This window comes from Lentzea sp. NPDC059081 (assembly GCF_042738015.1).
GTDB lineage: Bacteria > Actinomycetota > Actinomycetes > Mycobacteriales > Pseudonocardiaceae > Lentzea.
Genome location: NZ_JBHYGW010000001.1, coordinates 526,869 through 543,012, shown reverse-complemented (window position 1 = coordinate 543,012; position 16,144 = coordinate 526,869). Strand labels below are relative to the sequence as shown.

Annotated in this window: 16 protein-coding genes and 1 tRNA gene; 12 read left to right on the top strand and 5 right to left on the bottom strand. The window is 68.7% G+C overall.

Going from position 1 to position 16,144, the window contains the following annotated elements:
* Window positions 1–149: 149 nt before the first annotated feature.
* The 3 genes from ACFWV3_RS02690 (at window position 150) to ACFWV3_RS02680 (ending at window position 4,477) form a co-directional block, all read left to right on the top strand.
* The gene (locus tag ACFWV3_RS02690; RefSeq protein WP_382407451.1) at window positions 150–503 is read left to right on the top strand and encodes a hypothetical protein; all 354 of its coding nucleotides are present in this window, start codon (window positions 150–152) and stop codon (window positions 501–503) included.
* A complete protein-coding gene (locus ACFWV3_RS02685) occupies window positions 500–2,578 on the top strand; it encodes a cell division protein FtsK (RefSeq protein WP_382407449.1) in 2,079 nt (692 codons plus the stop codon). The genes ACFWV3_RS02690 and ACFWV3_RS02685 overlap by 4 nt, the downstream gene beginning before the upstream one ends.
* A 150-nt stretch (window positions 2,579–2,728) precedes the next feature.
* The gene (locus ACFWV3_RS02680; RefSeq protein ID WP_382407447.1) at window positions 2,729–4,477 is read left to right on the top strand and encodes a recombinase family protein; all 1,749 of its coding nucleotides are present in this window, start codon (window positions 2,729–2,731) and stop codon (window positions 4,475–4,477) included.
* Here the strand turns inward: ACFWV3_RS02680 and ACFWV3_RS02675 are convergent.
* A tRNA-Leu gene (locus ACFWV3_RS02675) sits at window positions 4,456–4,541 on the bottom strand. The genes ACFWV3_RS02680 and ACFWV3_RS02675 overlap by 22 nt on opposite strands.
* A gap of 131 nt (window positions 4,542–4,672) precedes the next feature.
* On the opposite strand from ACFWV3_RS02675, the gene ACFWV3_RS02670 reads away from it, so the two are divergent.
* On the top strand, window positions 4,673–5,605 hold the full coding sequence (locus ACFWV3_RS02670; protein WP_382407445.1) for a squalene cyclase: 933 nt from the start codon (window positions 4,673–4,675) through the stop codon (window positions 5,603–5,605).
* Here ACFWV3_RS02670 and ACFWV3_RS02665 read toward each other — a convergent pair.
* Genes ACFWV3_RS02665 through ACFWV3_RS02650 form a run of 4 tightly spaced genes read right to left on the bottom strand, consistent with a single transcriptional unit; the run spans window position 5,602 to window position 8,928 of the window.
* A complete protein-coding gene (locus ACFWV3_RS02665; protein ID WP_382407443.1) occupies window positions 5,602–6,207 on the bottom strand; it encodes a response regulator in 606 nt (201 codons plus the stop codon). The genes ACFWV3_RS02670 and ACFWV3_RS02665 overlap by 4 nt on opposite strands.
* On the bottom strand, window positions 6,204–7,343 hold the full coding sequence (locus ACFWV3_RS02660) for a sensor histidine kinase (RefSeq protein ID WP_382407440.1): 1,140 nt from the start codon (window positions 7,341–7,343) through the stop codon (window positions 6,204–6,206). Before ACFWV3_RS02660 ends, ACFWV3_RS02665 begins: the two co-directional genes overlap by 4 nt.
* On the bottom strand, window positions 7,340–8,047 hold the full coding sequence (locus ACFWV3_RS02655; RefSeq protein ID WP_382407438.1) for an ABC transporter permease: 708 nt from the start codon (window positions 8,045–8,047) through the stop codon (window positions 7,340–7,342). Before ACFWV3_RS02655 ends, ACFWV3_RS02660 begins: the two co-directional genes overlap by 4 nt.
* Window positions 8,044–8,928, bottom strand: coding sequence for an ABC transporter ATP-binding protein (locus ACFWV3_RS02650; RefSeq protein WP_382407436.1), 885 nt, complete (start codon window positions 8,926–8,928; stop codon window positions 8,044–8,046). Before ACFWV3_RS02650 ends, ACFWV3_RS02655 begins: the two co-directional genes overlap by 4 nt.
* Before the next feature lie 145 nt (window positions 8,929–9,073).
* Between ACFWV3_RS02650 and ACFWV3_RS02645 the strand changes: the two genes are divergently transcribed.
* The 8 genes from ACFWV3_RS02645 to ACFWV3_RS02610 all read left to right on the top strand — a co-directional run bounded on the left by ACFWV3_RS02645 (window position 9,074) and on the right by ACFWV3_RS02610 (window position 16,132).
* On the top strand, window positions 9,074–9,550 hold the full coding sequence (locus ACFWV3_RS02645; protein ID WP_382407434.1) for a polyketide cyclase: 477 nt from the start codon (window positions 9,074–9,076) through the stop codon (window positions 9,548–9,550).
* A gap of 13 nt (window positions 9,551–9,563) precedes the next feature.
* Window positions 9,564–10,226 (top strand): GAP family protein, encoded by a 663-nt coding sequence (locus ACFWV3_RS02640; RefSeq protein WP_382407432.1) that lies wholly within the window; start codon window positions 9,564–9,566, stop codon window positions 10,224–10,226.
* A gap of 58 nt (window positions 10,227–10,284) precedes the next feature.
* A complete protein-coding gene (locus ACFWV3_RS02635) occupies window positions 10,285–11,442 on the top strand; it encodes a PucR family transcriptional regulator (protein WP_382407430.1) in 1,158 nt (385 codons plus the stop codon).
* 143 nt (window positions 11,443–11,585) lie between these two features.
* On the top strand, window positions 11,586–12,179 hold the full coding sequence (locus tag ACFWV3_RS02630) for a DUF6801 domain-containing protein (RefSeq protein ID WP_382407428.1): 594 nt from the start codon (window positions 11,586–11,588) through the stop codon (window positions 12,177–12,179).
* Window positions 12,180–12,205: 26 nt separating this feature from the next.
* Window positions 12,206–13,096, top strand: coding sequence for a glutaminase (locus tag ACFWV3_RS02625; protein WP_382407426.1), 891 nt, complete (start codon window positions 12,206–12,208; stop codon window positions 13,094–13,096).
* A gap of 19 nt (window positions 13,097–13,115) precedes the next feature.
* Window positions 13,116–14,441 (top strand): M20/M25/M40 family metallo-hydrolase, encoded by a 1,326-nt coding sequence (locus ACFWV3_RS02620; protein ID WP_382407424.1) that lies wholly within the window; start codon window positions 13,116–13,118, stop codon window positions 14,439–14,441.
* A 10-nt stretch (window positions 14,442–14,451) separates the two neighbouring features.
* On the top strand, window positions 14,452–15,234 hold the full coding sequence (locus ACFWV3_RS02615) for an SDR family oxidoreductase (protein WP_382407422.1): 783 nt from the start codon (window positions 14,452–14,454) through the stop codon (window positions 15,232–15,234).
* A 64-nt stretch (window positions 15,235–15,298) separates the two neighbouring features.
* Entirely contained in the window at window positions 15,299–16,132 is an 834-nt protein-coding gene (locus ACFWV3_RS02610; RefSeq protein WP_382407420.1) for an alpha/beta fold hydrolase, read from the top strand.
* Window positions 16,133–16,144: the final 12 nt, after the last annotated feature.

Below are 16,144 nucleotides of genomic sequence, written 5' to 3'. Positions count from 1 at the left end.
TCCAACGGTCCGGGGTGGGGGGTGGGGGGGTGTGTTCTTTGCCCTGTTTGGTGGCGGGTTTTTGAAACCGGGGGGTTTCGTTGGTGCTTTTGCCTCCCCCCCGCCCAAAGCGGGCGCCTTCCCCCCCCGGGGTGCGGCTTGGTGGATGGGTGCGGGCTGCGAAGTGGTTCACGCTCGGGGCTACGTACGTCATGAACACCTGGAGTGCGTTCGTGGCCGGGTCTGCGGCGCTCGTGGTGTTGCACTCGGTGCCGCCGCTCGTTGTGTTCGTCGCTGCTGAGGCTGTGACGGACCTGCGGGACAGCCTTGGAACCGCTGCGGGTGCCACGGTGGAGGCCGTGGCACCCGCTCCGCGGACGTCGTTCGCTGAGTACATGGCGGTGGCGCGCAAGGCTCGGAAGTCGAGCGCCAAGGTCTCGCCGGCCTGGGTTCGTGAAGTCACGGGGTGTTCACGCGGGCTGTCCTCGAAGCTGGCAGCCGAGCTGAACGGGGACCAGCGATGACCGGTGAGCTGGTGCCTGCGGAGCAGGTCATCGAAGGGGAACTGGTCGACGAGCGTGAGGCGCTCGTCCGGCGGATCGAGACGACCTGGCGTTACTCGCGTGCTGTGCCTCCGGCGCTGAAGTCTCGGGAGGCGTTGAAGCTCACCGCAAAGGATGCGCTCGCGTGGGTCCTTCGGGCTCCGTTTCGGTGCACGAGTGCGGTTGGTCGTGGCTTGGTGGTTGCGGCGCGTGGCTGGCGGAACTGGGTTCGGGTGCGGGACTACCGCGACGCTGCCGAGCAATCGGAAAAGCTGGCGGACAAGTTCGTTGAGATCCGCGCGTTGACGTTGTTCCGGTGGAAGGTCACCGGAACCGTGCTGCTTGCTGGCGGTGCGGTGATCACGGTGGCCTGGGTGCTCTACGGCGACTTGGTGTTGTGGAGCGTTGGAGGTATCGGCGCGGCCGTGCTGGCGATCGTTGGACGGGCGAAGGACGGCTCACCAGGTCGGAAGTCCGTGCTCGCCGGGCCACGCACACTGACGTGGACGATGGACTCCCAGGTACTGGTCGACGCGTTCCGGGATGCCAAGCTGATCGGGAAGGACGAGTCGCTTCGGCTGGTCGAGCGGGCGTCTCGGCAGGGTGCTGGTTGGGCGATCACGGTGGACCTGCCAGCCACGCGCAAGGCTGCCGACGTCGTGAAGCATCGGGAGGACCTGGCGTCGGCGCTGGCGGTCGACGAGATCCAGCTCAGCGTCGAACGTGTGCGTGGCAATGGCGGCCATGCCGGACGCGTGGCGATGTGGGTGGCCGATGAGGACCCGTACGCCTCACCGCCGATCGGAACGCCGCTGCTCGCGGTCGAACGATGGGACGCGTGGCGACCAGTGCCGTTCGGAACCGATGCGCGTGGACGGCGAATTGACCTGCCGTTGGTGTGGACGTCGGTACTGATCGGCGCGATTCCTCGACAGGGCAAGACGATGGCCGAACGGTTGGCTGCGGCGGGGCTCATCCTCGATCCGTACGCACGGCTGTACGTCGCCGACTTCAAGAACGGGAAGGACTGGCAGGCAGCGGAGCAGGTCGCACACCGGTTCATGGCCGGTGACGACAGTGAGCACGTGTTGGCGTTCCTGGACTGGCTCGTTGAGCTGGTCGCGGACGTTCAGCGGCGGTATCGGCGGATGCAGGACCTGGACGACGTGACGTGTCCAGAGTCGAAGGTGACGCCGTTCATGTCGCGTGATCCGTCGCTGGACATGCCGATTACGGCGCTGGTTGTCGACGAGGTCCACATTGCACTGGAGGATCGCACTCCTGTTGTGGTGCAGGGGAAGAAGCTCACGGCAGGGGAGCAGATCGGCGAGCTTCTGACGTGGCTCGCGAAGAAGGCGCCGGCTGCGGGGCTGGTGCTGGTGCTCGCTACGCAGCGGCCGGACAGCAACACGATTCCGTCGAAGTTGCGGGCGGTGCTCGGGTCGCGGTTCGCGTTGCGGGTCATGGATTGGCGGGACAGCAACATCGTCCTCGGGGAGCAGATGAACACCCGCGGGTACGACAGCAGTCGGTTGCTTCCGTCGCACAAGGGCGTCGGCATCCTGCGGCCGGACGGAGAGACGCAGGCTGGGGCCGATGTGCTCGCGCTGACTGTGCGGACGTTCTACATGCCCAACGAGGACTGGCGAGCTATCTGCGAACGAGGTCGCGCGCTCCGCGAGACCGAAGGCACGTTGACCGGGCAGGCCGCAGGTCAGGAGACGCCGTTGGTCCATCGTGCTGAGGTCGCGCGGGAGATCAGCGGAGCGAGCCTTGACGAGATCGAGCTGCCGGAGCCGTTGGCTGCGGTTGTCGAGTACCTCGGAGATGGGCTGGACGAGCGGGAGTTCGTGCCCACGGCCGAGCTGGTGGACGTGCTGAACGTCGAGCCGACGACGTTCGCGAAAGACATGGGCGACCTTGGTTGCCGACCCACAAGGCAGTACGTCCAGGAGGAAGAGGGCACGCGGCGGGTCCGCGGCTACCTGACGGTGGACATTCGGGCTGCGATTGTTGAAATCGGCTCATCGAGTCTGCCTGCCGTGGACCAGCTATGACCGGCGATGATCCGGAACGCGGAGAGCTGAAGGTCAATCTTCCGGCGGAGCTGCCTATTCTCACCAGGCGAGTAAGCCGCATACTGCTAGGCATCCTGTTCGAGCTGAGCGAGGCGGAGGCCCTGAACGGGCCTCCGGGAGGGAGGTGCGATGACTGTTGAAATCAGCCGAGACCCGTGGGCGACGCTCGATGACTTGTGGGGCATCGAGGTCAGCGAAGTCGTGGAGGACGGCATCGGTCCGGTAGCGGGCTACGGCCGGTGCTCGACTGAGGACAACCAGGACCCCGAGACGTCGCGCGGCTGGCAGTTCGGCAACGCGGACAAGTTCGTCGGGCCGTTGGGTGGTCGGATCGTTGAGGAGTTCTTCGACGTCGGAAAGTCGCGGTCCGTGCCGTGGGAACGGCGAGACGAAGCCTCACGGTTGCTGGCAGCGCTGAAGAACCCGCACCGTGGTTGGAATGCCGTCGTGGTGGGGGAGGGGACGAGGTGTTGGTTCGGCAACCAGTTCTCGTTGATCGCTCCTCGGTTCGAGGCATACGGCGTTGACCTGTGGGTGCCGGAGCTGGGCGGGAAGTACAACCCGCGTAACCCGTCGCACAAGATGCTGATGAGCGTGCTCGGTGGCATGAGTGAGTCCGAGCGCCAGCACGTCCAGGCTCGCGTTCGGGCTGCGATGGACACGCAGGTTCTCAACGAGGGACGCCACCAGGGCGGCCGAGCGCCGTACGGGTATGTCACGGTCGACGGCGGTCCGCACCCGAACCCGCGCAAGTCAGCGGAGGGCTACCGGTTGCGCGTGCTCGCGATCGATGACGAGTCCGCATGGGTCGTTCAGCGCATCTTTGCCGAGTACTTGAGCGGCATGGGTGATCGGGCCATTGCCAACGGGCTCAACCGTGACCGGATTCTGTGCCCGTCCGCGCGCCGGCCGGATCAGAACAAGCATCGGCCCGGCGATGGTTGGCAGGGCAGCACGGTGCGGGCGATCGTGGAGAACCCTCGCTATACCGGCTGTGCGTTCTTCGGTCGCTCTACGAAGTTCGAGACGCTGCTCGACCCTGACGACGTGTCGGCTGGTCACGTGGTGCGGTTTCGGAAGGCCAGTCCGGATCGAGTGGTCCGGTCGCGTAATCCTGCGCACCCGAAGATCGTGGAGATTGAGGACTTCACGGCTGCCCAGCTTCTGCGGAAGTCGAAAGGGAGCTTGCGGAGCGCGCGGAAGACGGAGCGGTCGGGGCGTGCGCTGAAACACCGCTACCTGTTCCGCGGTCGCATCCGGTGTTGCATCTGCGGACGGAAGATGGAGGGCAGCCCGCGTAAGAAGGCGATGTATTACCGGTGTCCTGCGCGCACGTTGGCTCCGGGTTCTCCCGTGCTCGCGTCGCATCCTGGCGCGGTCTATTTGAGAGAGGACGCTCTTCAGGACGCGGTGAATGGCTGGCTAGGACATGTCTTCGATCGGAAGAACCGCGATCGGACCGTTGCCGCCTTGATGGATTCGCAAGAGCCGGTCATCCAGATCGGTCGTGACGCTGCGAAGAAGCGACTCGCTGAAGCTGACGCCAAACTGACCAGGTTCCAGAACGCCATCATGGCCGGCGTGGACCCCGCGGCGCTGGTCGAAGCGATCAACGAGGCGCAAGCCGAGCGGCTCGCGTCACGGGCGGCCCTGGACAATGTCCCAGCACCGGTGGAGGTGGACGTCGCCGAGATCTACGCGGCGATCGACTCGATAGGGGATGTCAGCGCGGCACTGAGAGGCAGCGCGCCAACGAGGTTGGAAGAGCTGTACGAGGCGATAGACCTGCAAGTCCGGTATAAGCAAAACCCCCACGAAGCTGATGTCTCCATCAACCCCGTGGGGGTGAATAACGCTGGTGTCCGAGGGGGGACTTGAACCCCCACCCCCTTTCGGGGACTAGCACCTCAAGCTAGCGCGTCTGCCATTCCGCCACCCGGACGTATTCAGTTCTGCCTCGGCTCTCGCCGTGGTGTGTGCATAGGTTACATGATCGTCGGCGCGCGCCAAAATCGGGGGCGTCTACTGGTGTTTGTGCTGGTGAGGGGTTGGGTGGCGGGTTAGGGTCCGGCTGTGGATGAGTTGACTGGGTGGTTGCTCGACTCCGATCCTGCCTTGCGGTGGCAGGTGGAGCGGGATCTTGTGGGGGAGCCGGCTGAGGTTTGGCAGGCGACGCGGGCGCGGGTTGCCTGTGAGGGGTTTGGGGCTCGGCTGTTGGCCGAGCAGGGCAGCGATGGGATGTGGGCAGGTGGGGCCTTCTTTCCTGCCGGGTTCGACGGCAAGGAGGAGGGGCAGCCGTGGACGGCTACCACCTGGTCGTTGAACTCCCTGCGGGAGTGGGGGGTTGATGCGGAGGTGCTCACACAGCGGCGGACTGTCGAGTTGCTCGAGGCCGGGTGTCGGTGGGAGTACGACGACCTGCCCTACTGGGGTGGGGAGGTGGACTGCTGCATCAACTCGTGGACGTTGGCCAACGGGGTGTGGCTCGGGGTCGATGTGGCGAGCAATGCGCAGTGGTTTGTTGACCATCAGTTGGCTGATGGCGGGTGGAACTGCGAGTGGGTCGAGGGGTCGACGCGGTCGTCGTTTCACTCGACGCTCAACTCGTTGAAGGGGTTGCTGGCGTACGAAACGGCCACCGGCGGGACTGAGGCGACCAAGGCTGCCAGGAAGCGTGGGGACGAGTACCTGCTGGAGAGGAAGCTCTACAAGCGGCTGTCCACTCAGGAGGTTGTGGGGGAGTGGGTCGGGAAGTTCCGGTCGCCGTTTCGGTGGGGGTACAGCGTGCTCAACGCCATGGACTACTTCCGGGCGGCTGACACCAGAGATCCGCGGATGGCCGGCGCCATCAAGATGATCGAGGCTGCCCGGCAGGAGGACGGGACCTGGTTGCAGGCTGGGCGGCATCCTGGGCGGGTGTGGTTTGAGATCGACGTGCCGGAAGGCGAGTCGTCCAAGTGGTTGACGTTCTACGCCACAAGGGTGTTGTGGTGGTGGCGGAGCTAGATCCAGCCCTTGGCGCGGGCGTAGCGGGCTGCTTCGTGGCGGTTCGAGGCGCCGGTTTTGCCCACGGCTGAGGAGAGGTAGTTGCGGACGGTTCCTGGGGAGAGGGAGGCTCGGCGGGCGATTTCGTCCACCGGGGCGCCTTCCAGGGCCAGTTCCAGGACGTCGGCTTCGCGGGGTGTCAGGGGGCTGTCGCCGGCGCTGATTGCCTCGGCGGCCAAGGCCGGGTCTACGTAGCGGCCGCCTGAGTGGACTGTGCGGACGACTGTGGCCAGGACGTCGGACGAGACGGTTTTGGGGAGGAAGCCTCGTACGCCTGCTGCCAGGGCTCGTTTCAGGTGGCCTGGGCGGCCGTGGCTGGTGACGATCATGGTGCCGCACGTGGGGAGGTCGGTGGACAGGGACTGGGCCACCGATACGCCGTCGAGGTCTGGCATCTGCAGGTCGATCACGGCCACGTCGGGGCGGACGGCTCGGGCGGTGGCCAGGGCTTCGGCGCCGGTGGCGGCTTGGGCGACCACCTCGAGGTCGTCTTCCAGCGACAGCAGGGCTGCCATGGCGCCGCGGATGAGGTGTTCGTCGTCGGCCAGGAGGATGCGGATCACGGGAGCTCCACGGTGAGGACGAAGCGGTTGGGAGCTTCTGGGGTGGCGGTCACGGAGCCGCCGAGGGCCGTGAAGCGTTCCCGCAGGCCCGTCAGGCCGCTGCCGTAGCGGAGGTCGGACGAGGTGGCGCCGTCGTTGGACATGGTCAAGGTCTTGCCGCGCAACGTGATCGTGCACGTGCTGGCCTTGCTGTGGCGCAGGACGTTGGTCACGCCCTCGCGCACGGCCCAGCCCAGAGCGCCTGCCGGTTCGCCTTCGAACGTCACGTCGCCGATCACACGGCAGTCGATGCCGGCGGACGCCAGCAGTGAGCGGGCGCCGGCCAGTTCGGCGGAGAGGTCGGCTGTTCGGTAGCCGCTCACGACGGCGCGGAGCTCGTCCAGCGAATCTTGGGCTATGCGGCGGACTTCGAGCATCTCGTCGATGGCCGACTCACGGCCGCGGCGCGCCAGTTGGGCTGCCAGGTCGGCTTTCAGGGCCACGGCGGAGAGGTTGCGGCCCACCACGTCGTGCAGGTCGCGGGCGAAGCGGAGGCGTTCTTCGGCGACGGCCAGGTTGGCCCGGATCTCGCGGCTGTGGTCGAGCTCCCAGACCAGGCCGAGCATCCACAGCGTGCTGCGGAAGGCGAAGGCCAGGAACGTCAGCATGATGCTCGACGCCAGGGCATGGCCCATCGGGGCGGTCAGAAACAGGAACAGGCACGTCAGCGGCGTCACCACGAGCAGCGGTCGGATGGGCCGCAGCGCGGAGAGGGTGGTGATGGTCAGGGCCAGGAACATCACCGCGATGCCGTCGGCCGGGCTGTCGGGGGAGTCGCCCGACGGGAGCGGGTAGGCCAGTTCGGCGGTGACCAGGACCGCGGTCGTGTACGCCAGGAAGATCGCCAGCAACTTGCCGGGGAACGTGGTCCTGCCCAGGTAGTTCTCGATGCCGAGGTGGGCCAGGCGGACGCTGAGGACGACGTGGACGAGCACCGCCGCCGACGCCGTGACGACGCCGGCGGTGCTGATCTCGTTCGCCATCGCGAGGATCAGGAACGGTGGCAGGCACAGGTAGGCCAGGTAGAACGTGGCGCGGACGAACAGGTCGAACCGCGCCGCGTTGCCGCGGGACCGCCACCAGTCGAGCAAGATCACCTCCGGGGGTCCCAGCGGAACCAGCGTCGTACAGCGTAGGTGCCGAGGACGATCCACGCGGCGAGGACGATCGTGGGGCGCAGCACGGGGCCGTCCTGCCAGGCGGCGCGGAGCAGGTCCAGCACCGGGGTCAGGGGCAGGAAGCGGAGCACCTGCTGGAGGTTGTCCGGCAGGATCGACAGCGGGAACATCAGGCCCGAGCCGAGGATGCACGCCATCAGCACCGGCAGTGACGTCACCTGGGCCATCTCCACCGTGCGGGTGAACGCCGACGACGCCGCCGCCAGCAGGGCGAACACCACCACGCCGCCCGCCACGGCGAGCAGGATGAACCACGGGCGGGACGGCAGGTCGACGCCGGTGATCACGCCGACGATCGCCGCGAACAACGCCATCTGCCCCAGTGCCACCACGACGGACGGCAGGGACGCGCCCAGCAGGATCTCCGGGTCGGTCAGCTCACCGACGCGCAGCCGCTTGAGCACCAGCTCCTCGCGACGGGCGACGAACGTGGTGACGAGGTTGTAGTACACCGCCATGATCAGCGCGAATCCGATCAAGCCCACCACCAGCGGCACCCCCTCGGCGTCCACCGAGACCAGCACCGGGATGAGCAACAACGGCAGCACGAGAGAGTTGAACAGCGCGGTCTTGTTGCGCCAGAACAGCTTCAGCTCCGCCTGCCCGACAGCCACGGCCCTCATGCCGCCTCCTCCGCGATCGCGAGGAACGCCTCCTCGAGGGACGCCGAACGAGCGTCCAAACCGGACAGCTCGACCCCGCTCTGATGAGCCCACGCCAAGAGCTCGTGCAACGTCCGCTGCAGGTCGTTGGTCCGCACGGTCATGCGTCCCGACGAGTCCGAGTCGGCGACGAACGGCAGCGACACGCCGGGCGGCGGCACGAACGAGATGCGTGACGGGTACGCGTCCACGACCTCGGACACCGTTCCCTGCGCGACGATCCGGCCGCGGTGCATGATCGCCAGCCGGTCGGCCAACGCCTGCGCCTCCTCCAGGTAGTGCGTCGTCAGCAGCACCGTCACGCCCTCGAGCAGCAGCGACCGGATCAGCTCCCACGTGTTGCGCCGGCTCTCCGGGTCGAGGCCCGTGGTCGGCTCGTCGAGGAACAACACCTCCGGCTTGCCCAGCAACGCCAGCGCCAGGTCCAGCCGGCGCCGTTCGCCGCCGGACAGCTGCTTCACCCGCACCGACGCCCGGTGCGTCAGGTCGACCAACGCCAGCGCCTCGTCGACCGGACGCGCCGTCGTCAGCGTTCCCGCCCACATCCGGGTGGCCTCGGCGACGGTCAGGTCCGGTGGAAACCCGCCCTCCTGCAGCATCACGCCCACCCGCGGCCGCACGATGGCGCGCTCGCTGAACGGGTCGTGGCCCAGCACCCGCACGGTCCCCTCCGCCGGGCGGGAAAGCCCCTCCACGACCTCCACCGTCGACGTCTTCCCCGCTCCGTTCGTGCCGAGCAACGCGAACATCTCGCCCCGCTCGACCTCGAACGACACCCCTCGCACGGCCTCGAACCCACCGCTGTAGCGGCGAGTCAGCTCGCGCACCTCGATCGCTGTCATGCTTCAACGATGTCGGCGCCAACGGCCCCGCGGCAGTGCGCCACCACACCAGTTCCCCATGACAGATGTCATGCGGGTCGAAAAGCGCGCTCCCCGTTCGACGTGTGGTCGAGGCAGCCACAGCAGGACAACCGGAGGAGAGATCATGGACCAGGTCAGTGCGACGCTCAGCTTCCCCGCAGCCGCCGAGCGGGTGTTCGCGGTGCTGGCGGACCCGGCGAGCCACGCCGCGATCGACGGCACCGGCTGGGCCCAGGGCGTCGTCGACCGGGAACCGTTGACGAGGGCCGGCCAGGTGTTCCGGATGGCCATGCACCACGACGGCCACCCCGACGGCGACTACCGGACCGCCAACAGGGTCGAGGTCCTCGAGGAGCCGAGCGTGATCGGCTGGCTGACCGGCTACGAGACGGACGAGGGCGAACTGGTGCTCGGCGGCTGGGTCTGGCGCTACGACCTCGTGCGGACCGGGCCGGAGACGTCCGAGGTGACGCTCACCTACGACTGGTCTGAGGTGAACGAGGAGCGCCGCGCCATCATCGGGTTCCCGCCGTTCGGTCCCGATCACCTCGGAAACTCCCTGCGCCACCTGCGAGAGCTGGTAATCTCACGAACGTACTAAAACGGGGGGATGCATGACACTGGGGCTGGTGGCTGCGCTGGCGGGACTGGCGCTGCTCGACTCGACGAGCATCGGGACGTTGTTCATCCCGATCTGGCTGATGCTGACGCCGGGGCGGCTGAAACCGGGCAGGTTCGCGGTCTACCTCGGCACGATCACGGTCTTCTACTTCGCGGTCGGCATGCTGATCGTGCTCGGCGCGACCAAACTGGTCGGGCACCTCGACAACCCGGTCGCGTACTGGGTCCAGCTGGTGATCGGGGTGGCGCTGTTCGCGGTCAGCTTCCGGTTCGACAGCAAGAAGAAGACGGACACGGGCAAGTGGCAGAACCGGCTCGGCGGCTCGACGCCGGCGCTCGCGGGGGTCGCGCTGCTGGCCGGTGTCGTGGAGCTCGCGACGATGCTGCCGTACCTCGGCGCGATCGGCATGATGAGCGCCGCGGACCTGCGGCCGGCCGAGATCGGGCTGCTGCTGGCCGGGTACTGCCTGGTCATGATCGTGCCGGCACTCGTCCTGCTCGGCGCGCGGCTCGCGCTCGGGACCAGGCTCGACCCGGTTCTCACGCGGATCAGCACGTGGTTCGCCGAGAAGGGCGCGAGTGCGACGGGCTGGGTTCTCGGCATCGCCGGTTTCCTGGTGGCGCGCGATGCCGTCGCACGGCTGTTCTTCCTGTGAACCACTTGGTCCGGTTGGCTGAACGACCCGGTTTCGTTTTCCTTCTACACTCGCCAGGATGACTCCGCTGGACGATCCGCGCAGATCTGTCCCGCACGAGCTGGCGCCGCTGCTCCGCAGCGAGGTCGCGCCTGTTTCGGTGAGCATTGTCGACGCCATCGAGAAAGCCATTCCGGAATACAGCGAGTTCCGCGAGAACGTCGTCCACGGCATTCGGCAGGCCCTGGTGAAGTTCGTCGACATGATCGCGGAACCGGAGGCCGAACCGGACCCGCACGACGACATCCACCGCAAGCTCGGCGCGTGGGAGTTCCAGTCCGGCCGCAGCCTCGACAGCCTGCAGGCCGCCTACCGCATCGGCGCGCGGGTGGCGTGGCGGCACGTGTGCGGGTTCGCCGAGCGGCGCGAGCTGTCGCTGCGGCTCATGTCGGTGCTGGGCGAGGCGATGATCGCCCACGTCGACGAGCTCGTCAGCCTGTCCGTCGAGGGGTACGCGGCCGCGCAGGCCAGTGCGGCCGGCACGCTGGAACGCAAGCGGCGCAAGCTGATGGAGTTGCTCGTCGCCGACCCGACGAGCAACTGGCAGGCGGTGCTGGACGCGGCACGGGCGGCGGCCTGGCCCATGCCGGAGCGGCTGGCCGCCGTGGCGCTGGAGCCGTCCGCCGCCCCCGCCGACGACCTGCCGGCCGACGTGCTGGTCGACTTCGAGGACGCCTCCCCGTACCTGCTCGTGCCGAACCCCGTCGCGGTCACGCGCTGGCTGCGCACCGCGCTGCCGGGCTGGCGGGCTGCGGTCGGGCTGCCGGTGGCGCCCGCGCAGGCCCGCACGTCACTGGCCTGCGCCCGCCGCGTCCTGGCGCTGAGCAGGGAGAAGGTGCTGCCGGACCAGCCCGTCCTGGACAGCGCCGACCACCTGGTCGAACTGACCGTGCTCGCCGACGAGTTCCTGGCCCGGCAGCTCGCCGAACGGGCACTGGCGCCGCTCGCGCCGCTGACCGACCGGCAGCGGACGAAGCTCGCCGAGACGCTGCTGGTCTGGCTCTCGGCCCGCGGCGGCGCGCCCGAGGTGGCCGCGCGGCTGCAGGTGCATCCGCAGACCGTCCGCTACCGCGTGAACCAGTTGGAGGAACTGTTCGGCGACCGTTTGCACGACGCGGGGGAGAGGTTCACCCTCGAACTCGCGCTGCGGGCGCACTATTTGTTGCGGCGCGACTGACAAATCGTCGGAACGCAATTCGCACGCGGATGACAAAAGCCGGTTTTCGCTTGCCTCCCGGAATGCGGCGCGGTTACTTTACTGGCGAGTAAAGCAACACCGCCTTCTTGCAGTTCAATGTCGTACTCAGGAGGTCCCTGCACATGAAGACCGGACTTTTCGCGCGCGTCGCCGCCGTCGTTCTGGTTGCCGGAGCGCTGGGCGTCACGACGGCCGGCACGAGCTCCGCCGCGGTCGCCACGCTGAGCATCACCTACTCGTGCCAGTTCTCGATCGCCGGCACGCACGACATGCCGTCCGTGGTCAGCTCTCCCGACGTGCCGGACTCCGCCGCCGTCGGCGTGCCGACCGCGCCGTCCACGACGACGGTCACCACGACGGTGTCCGACGACGTCCGCAACACGCTGTGGTGGATCGGCGGGCGGTCCGTCGACGGAACGCTGACCACGCCTGTCACCGTGACCATCGGCGCCTCCGTGCAGAACCTCACGGCGACGCTGGCCATCCCGAACACCGCGGTGCCGAACTCGGGCTCGTTCCAGGTGGTCGCGAACGGCACGTTCCCGGCGCTGACCCTGCCCAACGCGGGCACGGCGTCGATCAGCCTCGGCAACGCCTCGCTCGCACTGACGCCGCGCTACGCCAACGGCGAGCCGACGTGGATCGGGGTCGTGAACGTCCCCTGCACCGTCAAGCCCGGCCAGGTCACCAAGTTCCACGAGTTCCCGGTGGCGTGACGCCCGTCCCGTGATGGGATGGCGGCATGGAGCTCCAGCAACTGGTGGACCGCATCGCGACCGAGGTCACGCCAGGGGGTGCCGTCGCCGACTACATCCCCGCGCTCGCCAGGATCGACCCGCACGCCTTCGGCCTCGCCGTCGCGACACTGGACGGCGAGGTCTTCGGCGCGGGGCACCACACGACGCCGTTCTCGATCCAGAGCATCTCCAAGGTGTTCACGCTCGCTCTGGCCCTCGCCGAGAACGACGACGTGTGGACGCGGGTCGGCAGGGAACCGTCCGGCTCGCCGTTCAACTCCCTGGTCCAGCTGGAGACCGAGCAGGGCGTCCCGCGCAACCCGTTCATCAACGCCGGCGCGCTCGTCGTCACCGACCACCTCGGCCACGGCGCCGCCGACCGCCTCCTCGCTTTCCTGCGGCAGGAGAGCGGCAACGACGCGATCGGCGTCGACCCCGAGGTCGCCAAGTCGGAGCTCGAGCACTCCGACCGCAACCGCGCACTGGCGCACTTCATGGGCTCCTACGGCAACATGCGCAACCCGGTCGACGTCGTGGTGCACGAGTACGTCCGGCAGTGCTCCATCGCGATGAGCTGCCGAGACCTCGCCCGCGCCACTCTCTTCCTCGCCCGCCACGGCGTCCGCAACGACGGCACCCGGCTGCTCGACGTCAGCGGTGCCAAGCGGGTCAACGCCGTCATGCTCACGTGCGGCACCTACGACGCCGCCGGCCAGTTCGCCTACCGCGTCGGCCTGCCCGGCAAGAGCGGGGTCGGCGGCGGGATCATCGCCGTCGTTCCCGGCCGGTGCGCGATCTGCGTCTGGAGCCCCGCCCTCGACGCACGCGGCAACTCCGTCGCCGGTGTGGACGCGCTGGACCGTTTCACCACGTCCACAGGCTGGTCTGTGTTCTGACGGGTGGTAGGAAGACGGGGTGAGCACAACGGGGAACGCACTGGCACTGGCCGAGGACGAGGTCGTCACGCTCGTCAGCGAGCTGATCAGGATCGACACGACGAACACGGGTGACCCCGCGACGGTCGTGGGGGAGCGCAAGGCCGCCGAGTGGGTGGCCGAGAAGCTCTCCGAGGTCGGCTACGAGACCACCTACGTCGAGTCGGGCGCCCAGGGCCGCGGCAACGTCGTCGCGCGGCTGGCCGGGGCCGACCCGAGCCGGGGCGCGCTGCTGGTGCACGGCCACCTCGACGTCGTGCCCGCCGACGCGTCCGAGTGGTCGGTGCACCCGTTCTCCGGCGCGGTGCAGGACGGCTACGTGTGGGGCCGCGGCGCCGTCGACATGAAGGACATGGTCGGCATGACGCTGGCCCTGGCCCGGCACTTCAAGCGCGAGAACGTCGTGCCGCCGCGCGACATCGTCTTCGCGTTTCTCGCCGACGAGGAAGCCGGCGGTCTCTACGGCGCGAAGTGGCTGGTGGAGAACCGGCCGGAGCTGTTCGAGGGCGTCACCGAGGCGATCAGCGAGGTCGGCGGCTTCTCGATCACGCTGAAGGACGACGTCCGCGCGTACCTGGTCGAGACCGCCGAGAAGGGCATCCGCTGGCTCAAGCTGCGGGTCAAGGGCACCGCCGGGCACGGCAGCATGATCCACCGCGACAACGCGGTCGCGAAGCTCGCCGCCGCCGTGACGAGGCTCGACCAGCACCAGTGGCCGCTGATCATCCGGCCGTCGGTGCGCGAGTTCCTCGACGGCGTCACCGAGATCACCGGCCTCGAGTTCCCCGACGACGACGTCGAGGGCTCGATCGGCAAGCTCGGCGCGCTGTCGCGGATGATCGGCGCGACGCTGCGCGACACCGCGAACCCGACCATGCTGTCCGCCGGGTACAAGGCGAACGTCATCCCGTCGACCGCCGAGGCCACTGTGGACTGCCGGATCCTGCCCGGCCGCGAGGAGGCGTTCGACCGCGAGCTGGCCGAGATCCTCGGGCCGGACGTGGAACGCGAGTGGATCGGCCTGCCGCCGGTGGAGACGACGTTCGACGGCGCCCTGGTCGACGCGATGACGGCGTCGATCATCGCCGAGGACCCCGGCGCGCGCGTGCTGCCGTACATGCTCTCCGGGGGCACGGACGCGAAGTCGTTCCAGCAGCTCGGCATCCGCAACTTCGGCTTCGCGCCGTTGAAGCTGCCGTCGGACCTCGACTTCTCCGGTCTGTTCCACGGAGTGGACGAGCGGGTGCCGGTCGACGCCCTTAAGTTCGGCGTGCGTGTACTGGACCGTTTCCTGCGCAACAGCTGAGGAGGCTGCCGTGCCCACTGCGGACTTGACCGGCCGGGTCGCGCTGGTCACGGGCGGTGCGGGCGGCATCGGGTCCGCCGCCGCGCGCAGGCTCGCGAAGCTCGGCGCCCGCGTCGTGGTGCTCGACCTCGACGCCGCCGGGGCCGAACGGGTCGCGTCCGCGGTGGGCGGCCTCGCCGTGCAGGGCGACGTCACGGATCCGGCCACCATGCCGGCGGTCGTCGCGCGGGTGGAGGAGGAGCTCGGGCGGCTCGACGTCGTGCTGCTCAACGCCGGCATCGGCGGGGGACAGGCGGGCATCGACGACGCGCTGGACGTCGGCCGGTACCGCAAGCTCGTCGGCGTCAACGTCGACCACGTCGTGTACGGGGTGTGCGCGGCGGTGCCGGCGTTGCGGCGGCAGTGCGGCGGGAAGATCGTGATCACGGCGTCGCTGGCCGGGCTGGCGGCGATGCCCGCCGACCCGCTGTACACGCTGACCAAGCACGCGGTGGTCGGGTACGCGCGGGCCGCGGGCCAGGCGTTGGCGGGCGAGGGCATCGTGGTGTCCGCGCTGTGTCCCGGTTTCGTCGACACGTTGCTGCTCGGGGCGGCGAAGGAGGAGTTCGACGCCGTCGCGTTCCCGTTGCTGACGCCGTCGGACATCGCCGACGCGCTCGAGTCGGTGCTGTCGGAGGGCGAACCCGGGGAGGCCTGGGTGATCCAGCCCGGCGGAAAGGCCTCGGCCTACCGGTTCCGGGGCGTGCCCGGCGCGGGCCAGCTGCCACCGGACGTCGTGCTCGGACGCGTCTGAACCGTGTCCTTTCGCCGTGTCGTCTCGTTAGGACGAACAGAGGACACGGCGAAAGGAACGGCGCATGGTGCTGCTGGAGGACGGGACCGAGCTCAACGTGGTGCGCGCGGGCGACCCCGACGCCCCGGTGACGGTCGTGCTGGCGCACGGCTACGCGCTCGACCACCGCAGCTGGCACAAGGTCGTGACCGACCTGAGCACGGACTTCCAGGTCATCTCCTACGACCACCGCGGCCACGGCGCGTCGTCGGCGGCCACCAAGGAGACCGCGACCATCGAGCAGCTCGGCGACGACCTGGGGGAGCTGATCGAACGGGCGGTGCCCTCGGGCCAGGTCGTGATCGCCGGGCACTCGCTGGGCGGGATGGCGGCGCTCGCGATGGCGGAGCGGCGGCCGCGGCTGTTCAAGCAACGAGTGCTGGGCATCGTGTTCGTGTCGACGGCCGCCAGCGGGATGTCGGAGACGTCGCTCGCGTGGCCGAAGGCGCTCGGCAAGCTCGTGCGGGAGCTGGAACGGGCGTTCGGGCCGCTGGTGCGGGCGGTGCGGGAGAGGATCGAGCCCACCAAGACCGCGGGACTGCGGTGGTGGCTGTTCGGCGACGAGCCCGCCGCCGAGGACGTCGAGCTGACCGCGGACATGGTGTGGGGGCACTGGCCGGAGACGATCGCGTTGTTCCGGCCGGCGGTGGACCGCTACGACCGCGAGGCCGGGCTGATGGTGGCGAAGGAGAAGGCCGTCGTCGCGGTGGTGGGGGACGAGGACCGGCTGGTGCCGGAGGCGGACGCGGTGAGGTTCGGCGGGACGTCGGTGGTCCTGACCGACGCCGGGCACATGTTGCCGCTGGAACGGCCTGCCGAGCTCGCGAACCTGATCCGCGAGGTGGCGGCCAAGGCGTGACAGCGGTCGGGC

What these genes read in the sequence shown, in the direction of transcription:
- ACFWV3_RS02630 (WP_382407428.1), top strand. Translation starts at nt 11,586, where the DNA reads ATGAAGACCGGACTTTTCGCGCGCGTCGCCGCCGTCGTTCTGGTTGCC.
- ACFWV3_RS02685 (WP_382407449.1), top strand. Translation starts at nt 500, where the DNA reads ATGACCGGTGAGCTGGTGCCTGCGGAGCAGGTCATCGAAGGGGAACTG.
- ACFWV3_RS02635 (WP_382407430.1), top strand. Translation starts at nt 10,285, where the DNA reads ATGACTCCGCTGGACGATCCGCGCAGATCTGTCCCGCACGAGCTGGCG.
- ACFWV3_RS02655 (WP_382407438.1), bottom strand. Translation starts at nt 8,047, where the DNA reads ATGAGGGCCGTGGCTGTCGGGCAGGCGGAGCTGAAGCTGTTCTGGCGC.
- ACFWV3_RS02610 (WP_382407420.1), top strand. Translation starts at nt 15,299, where the DNA reads ATGGTGCTGCTGGAGGACGGGACCGAGCTCAACGTGGTGCGCGCGGGC.
- ACFWV3_RS02640 (WP_382407432.1), top strand. Translation starts at nt 9,564, where the DNA reads ATGACACTGGGGCTGGTGGCTGCGCTGGCGGGACTGGCGCTGCTCGAC.
- ACFWV3_RS02680 (WP_382407447.1), top strand. Translation starts at nt 2,729, where the DNA reads ATGACTGTTGAAATCAGCCGAGACCCGTGGGCGACGCTCGATGACTTG.
- ACFWV3_RS02645 (WP_382407434.1), top strand. Translation starts at nt 9,074, where the DNA reads ATGGACCAGGTCAGTGCGACGCTCAGCTTCCCCGCAGCCGCCGAGCGG.
- ACFWV3_RS02650 (WP_382407436.1), bottom strand. Translation starts at nt 8,928, where the DNA reads ATGACAGCGATCGAGGTGCGCGAGCTGACTCGCCGCTACAGCGGTGGG.
- ACFWV3_RS02625 (WP_382407426.1), top strand. Translation starts at nt 12,206, where the DNA reads ATGGAGCTCCAGCAACTGGTGGACCGCATCGCGACCGAGGTCACGCCA.